General features: G+C 64.6%; 7 protein-coding genes. 4 read left to right on the forward strand and 3 right to left on the reverse strand.

Annotated elements, in window-relative coordinates:
* The first annotated feature begins 48 nt into the window (after positions 1 to 48).
* Complete coding sequence (locus BEK68_RS14345) at positions 49 to 618, forward strand: hypothetical protein (protein WP_009239216.1); 570 nt, start codon at positions 49 to 51, stop codon at positions 616 to 618.
* Between the two features lie 90 nt (positions 619 to 708).
* Positions 709 to 1,350: a LysE family transporter gene (locus BEK68_RS14350; protein ID WP_004633832.1), complete on the forward strand. Its 642-nt coding sequence runs from the start codon at positions 709 to 711 to the stop codon at positions 1,348 to 1,350.
* A 60-nt stretch (positions 1,351 to 1,410) separates the two neighbouring features.
* Here BEK68_RS14350 and BEK68_RS14355 read toward each other — a convergent pair whose 3' ends face one another.
* The 3 genes from BEK68_RS14355 to BEK68_RS14365 form a co-directional block, all read right to left on the reverse strand.
* Positions 1,411 to 2,943, reverse strand: coding sequence for a YifB family Mg chelatase-like AAA ATPase (locus BEK68_RS14355; RefSeq protein ID WP_009239215.1), 1,533 nt, complete (start codon positions 2,941 to 2,943; stop codon positions 1,411 to 1,413).
* Between the two features lie 214 nt (positions 2,944 to 3,157).
* The gene (locus BEK68_RS14360; protein WP_004637063.1) at positions 3,158 to 3,670 is read right to left on the reverse strand and encodes a hypothetical protein; all 513 of its coding nucleotides are present in this window, start codon (positions 3,668 to 3,670) and stop codon (positions 3,158 to 3,160) included.
* Between the two features lie 177 nt (positions 3,671 to 3,847).
* On the reverse strand, positions 3,848 to 4,105 hold the full coding sequence (locus BEK68_RS14365; protein WP_004637064.1) for an accessory factor UbiK family protein: 258 nt from the start codon (positions 4,103 to 4,105) through the stop codon (positions 3,848 to 3,850).
* A 532-nt stretch (positions 4,106 to 4,637) separates the two neighbouring features.
* Between BEK68_RS14365 and BEK68_RS14370 the strand changes: the two genes are divergently transcribed.
* The gene (locus BEK68_RS14370) at positions 4,638 to 5,453 is read left to right on the forward strand and encodes a TorF family putative porin (protein ID WP_009239214.1); all 816 of its coding nucleotides are present in this window, start codon (positions 4,638 to 4,640) and stop codon (positions 5,451 to 5,453) included.
* 46 nt (positions 5,454 to 5,499) lie between these two features.
* Positions 5,500 to 5,838: a P-II family nitrogen regulator gene (locus tag BEK68_RS14375; protein WP_004637070.1), complete on the forward strand. Its 339-nt coding sequence runs from the start codon at positions 5,500 to 5,502 to the stop codon at positions 5,836 to 5,838.
* Positions 5,839 to 6,000: the final 162 nt, after the last annotated feature.

The raw sequence follows: 6,000 nt of genomic DNA on the forward strand, positions 1-6,000 counted from the left end.
CGGATAATAGGCGGCTCAGAAACCGGCCGGAAACCGACAGGAGGCGATGTGGCAGTCAAAGTAACGGCAGGTTGGCGGATCGGGTTGGGTGCGTTGGCCTGTGCCCTGCTGGTGGCCTGTTCGCCAAAGTACGACTGGCGCACGGTGCATTCCAACGAGGGCGCCTACGCCGTGGACTACCCCGCCAAGCCCACCGCAGAAGCCCGCCCCATCGCCATCAACGGCCAACGCATGCCGATGACGATGCAGGCCGCCAGCGTCGACGGCACGCTGTTCGCCATCGGCGTGGTGGAACTGCCCGCGGATGATCCGGTCTGGCGCCAGCGCGCCGTGGAGGCGCTGCGCAACGGCCTGTCCGCCAACTTGAAGGGCCACGTGACCGAGCGCGACATCGTCGTGCAGACCGCCGCGCAGCCGCCTCTGTCATTGCCAGCGTTAGAGTTGATTGCGCTCGGTGCCGGCGGAGACGATCCCGCGCCGCGCCGGCTGACCGCCCGCGTGGTCGCCACGGGAAAGCACGCCTACCAGGCCGTCGTGCTGGAATCGGGCGATGCCGCCCGCGACGCGCGCCAGCAGGAGCAGGTCGACCAGTTCCTTGCCAGCTTCCATCCGTACTAGGCCCGCACAGACCTGGGCGAACTGGCCGCAGCCGGTGCACAATTATCGTTTTGCGCTTTACCGCAACACAACGCATCACGGGGAACCATCATGACGTTGCAAGTCTGGCTGGCCTTCTTTTTGGCTGCCTGGGTGATCGCCATCTCGCCCGGGTCGGGCGCCATCCTGTGCATGAGCCACGGCCTGACGCATGGCGTGCGCCGCACGTCGGTCACGATTGCCGGGCTGGAGCTGGGCATTGTCGTGATCCTGTTCATAGCGGGTGCCGGGCTGGGCGCGCTGCTGATCGCGTCGGAGCACGCCTTTACGGCCATCAAGATCATTGGTGCGATGTACCTGATCTACCTGGGTATCGTCCAATGGCGCACGCCCATCCAGATCGCCAAGCCCACTGAGGGCGAGCCCCTGAAGGTCTCGGGCAGCGGTGCGCGCCGTCGGTTCCTGGTTGGATTGCTGACCAATCTGACGAACCCGAAGGGCATCCTGTTCATGGTGGCCGTGCTGCCGCAGTTCATCGATCCGGCCAAGCCGCTGCTTTCGCAACTCGGCATCCTGGCGGCGACGATGGTGTTCGTCGACCTGATCGTCATGCACGGCTATGCGCTGCTGGCCTCGCGCGCGCAGCGCCTGTTCCGCAATCCGCGCGCACTGCGTTGGCAGAGCCGCTTCTTTGGCGGCATGCTGATGAGCATCGGCGCAGCGCTGTTCTTCGTGAAGCGCCAGACTGCGTGAGCTTCACACCGCCGCAGGGCTGCCCGCCAAGTCGTTGAGGGCACAGCGTGGGGATGCGCGCTAATCCGCCTTCACCCCGCGCCGATACTGAATGGCCTCGCCCACATGCGCCGCGTCGATCTGCTCGTCGCCTGCCAGATCGGCAATCGTGCGGGCGAGCTTGAGCACGCGTGCATAGGCGCGGGCGGACCACGAGAAGCGCGTCATCGCGTGGCGCAGCAAGCCATCCGCCGCATCGGTGCGGCTGCAATGCAGATCGATTTCATGGCCGCCCAGCAAGGCGTTGCGTTTGCCTTGTCGTGCGAGCTGTCGCGCGTGCGCGGCAGAGACACGCTCGGCCACGTTGCGCGTCGGTTCACCAGGCGGCCCGTCGAGCAACTCCTCCTGCGAGGGCGTCGGGACCTCTATCTGCACATCGATGCGATCAAGCAGTGGCCCCGAAATGCGCGCCTGGTATCGCTCCACCTGATCCGGTGTGCAGCGGCACGCCCGCAGCGGATGCCCGCGATAGCCGCACGGACACGGGTTCATTGCGGCAATCAGCTGGAAGCTGGCAGGGAAGTCTGTCTGACGCGCTGCGCGTGAGATGGTGATGTGGCCGGTTTCCAATGGCTCACGCAGGACTTCGAGCACACGGCGCTCGAACTCGGGAAGCTCGTCGAGGAAGAGCACGCCCTGATGCGCCAGCGAGATTTCGCCCGGCCTGGGCGTGTTGCCCCCGCCCACCATCGCCACCGCAGATGCTGTGTGGTGTGGCGAACGGAACGGCCGCACCTTCCAACGCCGTGCGTCGAAGCCGCGCGTGGTCAGGCTCATCACCGCGGCGGCGGAAAGCGCTTCGTCATCGCTCATGTCCGGCAGCAAGCCGGGAAACCGTTGCGCGAGCATCGACTTGCCGGTGCCGGGCGGCCCGATCATCAACATGGAATGACCGCCGGCGGCGGCCACTTCCAGCGCGCGCCGCGCTTGCGGCTGCCCCCGCACGTCCGCCAAGTCGGGATAGCGGATGTCCGCGTCGACCAGCGCGGGCAGCGCGGGCGCGAGCTTGCGATCCGGCGCGCTCAAGTGGTCGCACACCTCGATGAGCGTGCGCGCGGGCAGGACTTTGGTGCCGCTTACTAGCGCAGCTTCGGCGGCGTTCTCGGCGGGCAGCACGAAGTCGCGGGCAAGTGGTGCGTCGCCATCGGCGGAGACGGGGTTGCGCGACAGCGCATACGCCATCGCCAGCGCACCGCGAATCGGCCGCAGATCGCCGGACAGCGACAGCTCGCCCGCAAACTCGTGCGCGTCCAGGTGCGTGTGCGGAATCTGCCGGCTCGCGGCGAGGATGCCCAGCGCGATAGCGAGGTCGAACCGGCCCGATTCTTTTGGAAGATCGGCCGGGGCGAGGTTGACGGTGATGCGCCGCGCCGGAAACTCGAAGCGGCTGTTCTGGATCGCTGCCCGTACGCGATCCTTGCTCTCCTTCACCTCGGTATCAGGCAGGCCGACGATGGTGAACGATGGCAGGCCATTCGCCAGATGGACCTCCACCGAGACGGCCGGCGCATCGATGCCCGAGAGGGCGCGCGAACGCAGTACAGCGAGGCTCATTGCGCAGTCCTTCGGGAGAACTCACTAGCAAGGCAGAAGGCTTGGCATCGGTGCATGGCGTGACGGAGTGTGACGGTTGCGGAACCCTCCACTGTGCCAGCCGCGTTGCACTGCCATGGCCATCGGCATCCAAATTTGACGATCGCTTTGGTATGAGAAACGGGCACAAAAAAACCGGAGCACTGGGCTCCGGCTTTGTTGTCGGCAGATCAATTCAGGGGAAGGCCGGCATGGCCGAGTCTTCGCCGCTGAAGCGGCCTTCGGGATGCGTCCTCTGCAGCAGCGCGCGTACCTCGCTTACGCGCGAGCGCGGCACATCGACCATCAGCAGGATCTGCCCATCCTCCACTGCCTGCTTGAACGGTTTCAGGCGGCTGTTGGGCACCGAACTGCCGATCATGCTCGAAGCCCACGCGCCAAACAGCGCGCCAACCACGGTGGTAATGCCGACCATGCCCCACTGCGGCCCTTCGCCAATGACCGGGAAGATGGCCGCCACAATGCCCGCCAGCACCCCTGCACCCCCGCCGATCACGAGCCCGTTCTGGGTGGCGTGGACGATGTCGGAAGTCTGGAGGATGTTGGCCTCATGCAGGCCAGTGAGGTCGACGCCGGGCTTGGAGACGAAGTGGATGTGGCGTTCGGTGATGCGCGCCAGCAGAAGGTCGTTCATCACGCGCCGGGCGCTGACGACGTCCGGCATCAGGAAGTAGAGGCGATGCTGCATGATCTTCTCCTCAAGCGCGGCTGCGCGATGCGTCTTAAGGACGTTCTAGATCAGTTCGCCAGCCGCAACAAGGCGGTGCATCAATCTTTTCGCTGTGCGCCGCAGCAAGGGTGCAGCGGTCGGCACAGCGGCCAGGCAGATGCGCGCCCCGCGCAACACCCGGCGGCAGCTCGCTGCTTACTGATCTGCGGGGGCGGCGGACTTGAGTTGAGCTTCCAGTGCGGCCACGCGCGTTTCCAGTTCCTCCAGACGCGCACGCGTACGTGCCAGGACCTGCGATTGCACGTCGAATTCCTCGCGCGTCACCAGATCGAGCTTGGAGAAGCCCTGGGTCATCATCGCGCGGACGTTCTTTTCGATGTCGGCCGCCGGCGAGTTGCGCAGGGCTTCGCTGACGCGGTTCTGGAAGTCGGAAAAGAGATCGGTCGGTTTCATGTCGTTTGCTCCGTGGGTCGTGCTGTCTGCGCCAGGCCGGTGCATGCACCGTAACCGTGCGCGTGAATTGCTGTGTCGTGGTGCGAAGGCCCGCGTCAGGCGCGTGGTTTCGGTGCTGCTGGCCGAGATGGTACCGGCTGAGCGCTGTGAACGGCACACCTTGCGTCAAATCTCGCTGCGATGCGGCATTGGCGTCCCCATCCAAATGGGGACAGAACGGATGGTCGCAGCTTCCGCGCCGCGCCCTGTGCGCCACCGCATGGGGCTGAAATCACTCTATCACATGGTTTTTATCGCGCCATGACGGCGTAGGCCGCCATGGCGTGAACCCGCCTGCGGCAACTGTTCACGGGCAGCAGGCGTTGCCAGGCGAAACCCGTCCCCAATTTCCTCCGCCTTTGCGCTATGGCGCAACGCGAGGCCGTAACCGAAGGCGCCCTCCAATCTGACGACATCGACATGGCATGACAGTTGCAGAACTGGTGCGATTTTTTTCAATTCCGTTGCGACTGTCTAAAGGGGGAGAGCCGTTATGAAGAAGTTTGCGTACGCAGCCAGTCTGGTACTGCTGACCGGTGCCGTTGCCGGTGTCAGCCAAACCGCCATCGCGCAGTCCGCACCCGCGGCTGATGCACCGGCCGCCGCACCGGCGCCCGCGCCGGCCGCACTCACGGCCAACGTCACGCTGGCCAGCCAATACCGCTACCGCGGCATCATGCAGACCAACAACAAGCCGGCCATTCAGGGCGGCTTTGACTACGCCATTCCTGGCGGTGTGTTGCCCGAGGGTTTCTACATCGGTAACTGGAACTCGTCGATCAGCTGGTTGAGCGATTCCAACTCGAACGTTTCCGCACCGATCGAGATGGACTTCTACGGCGGCTACAAGACCGAGATCGTCAAGGACGTGCCCATCGACGTGGGCGTGCTCCAGTACTACTACCCGGGCAGCTATCCCGACGGTTTCACGCGTCCGCACACGACCGAAGGCTATGCGCAGATCGGCTACGGCCCGGTCACGTTCAAGTATTCGCACGCGTTTTCGAACCTGTTCGGCACGCCCGATTCGCATCACAGCCAGTACTTCGATCTGTCGGGCAACTTCGATACCGGCTTTTGGGGCCTGACGCTGAACCTGCATGCGGGCTACCAACAAGTGCCCCATCAGACCGTGCGCGCTTCGTATGCCGACTGGAAGGTCGGCGTGACGAAAGACTTCGGCAACGGCTGGGCGGCGTCGCTGGCCTACATCGATACGAACGCTTCGCGCGCGTTCTATACGAACACGCGCGGCAACTACATGGGCAAGGCCACGGCCCTGCTGTCGATCACCAAGACTTTCCAATAACGATGCGGGGCGGCGCCCCGGTGCCGCCGACCGAGGAGGAACCAGCATGAAACTCATCATGGCCATCATCAAGCCGTTCAAGCTCGACGAGGTCCGCGAGGCATTGTCCGAAGTGGGTGTATCGGGCATTACCGTCACGGAAGTCAAAGGCTTCGGACGTCAGAAGGGTCATACCGAGCTTTACCGCGGCGCGGAGTACATCGTCGACTTCCTGCCTAAAGTAAAGATCGAAGTGGCCGTGCCTGACGACGTGGTCGAGCGCGCCGTCGAGGCCATCGAAAAATCTGCGCGCACCGGCAAGATCGGCGACGGCAAGATCTTCGTGGCCGACGTCGAACAAGTCATCCGCATCCGCACCGGTGAGACCGGTGGCGACGCCCTATAAGCCCCAATCCGCCAAGGAAGAGGTCAAAACATGAAAACCTGGTTCACACGATTCCTGACGGCTGGGGCCGTCGCTGCCGTGCTCGCAGGCGCCGTGATCTCGGCGCCGGCCGCCGCACAGGACAAGCCGGCGGCTGAAGCTTCGGCGCCGGTTGCCGCGGCC

It is taken from the genome of Ralstonia pickettii (assembly GCF_001699815.1).
In the GTDB taxonomy this organism is placed as follows: Bacteria; Pseudomonadota; Gammaproteobacteria; order Burkholderiales; family Burkholderiaceae; genus Ralstonia; species Ralstonia thomasii.

Coding starts and splice junctions, on each gene's coding strand:
- BEK68_RS14350 (WP_004633832.1), top strand. CDS start 709: ATGACGTTGCAAGTCTGGCTGGCCTTCTTTTTGGCTGCCTGGGTGATC.
- BEK68_RS14355 (WP_009239215.1), bottom strand. CDS start 2,943: ATGAGCCTCGCTGTACTGCGTTCGCGCGCCCTCTCGGGCATCGATGCG.
- BEK68_RS14360 (WP_004637063.1), bottom strand. CDS start 3,670: ATGCAGCATCGCCTCTACTTCCTGATGCCGGACGTCGTCAGCGCCCGG.
- BEK68_RS14365 (WP_004637064.1), bottom strand. CDS start 4,105: ATGAAACCGACCGATCTCTTTTCCGACTTCCAGAACCGCGTCAGCGAA.
- BEK68_RS14370 (WP_009239214.1), top strand. CDS start 4,638: ATGAAGAAGTTTGCGTACGCAGCCAGTCTGGTACTGCTGACCGGTGCC.
- BEK68_RS14375 (WP_004637070.1), top strand. CDS start 5,500: ATGAAACTCATCATGGCCATCATCAAGCCGTTCAAGCTCGACGAGGTC.